The sequence below is a fragment of the Bradyrhizobium sp. Kon56 genome, from assembly GCF_055807635.1.
The window spans coordinates 1-242 of sequence record NZ_JBVVOU010000584.1 but is presented as its reverse complement, the minus strand read 5'-3'; the positions used below and the strand labels follow the sequence as shown (position 1 = coordinate 242).

The window sequence follows — 242 nt, the reverse complement described above, 5'->3', positions numbered from 1 at the left end:
GGGCATGCCATCGCGGCAGCGGGGCCAGCGGTTCTACTGGCTTACCTGTGCTCCGGCCTGTTGGTTGTGCTGGTGATGCGTATGCTCGGCGAAATGGCCGTGGCGCGCCCGGACACCGGTTCGTTTTCCACCTATGCCGACCAGGCCATTGGACGCTGGGCAGGCTTCACCATCGGCTGGTTGTATTGGTGGTTCTGGGTGTTGGTGATTCCGATCGAGGCGCTGGCTGCCGGGCATGTGCT

Annotated in this window: 1 protein-coding gene; it reads left to right on the top strand. The window is 63.6% G+C overall.

Going from position 1 to position 242, the window contains the following annotated elements; genetic code table 11:
- Positions 1-242: amino acid permease (locus AC0L3B_RS40150; RefSeq protein ID WP_473383560.1), on the top strand; the 242-nt coding region annotated here is incomplete at both ends.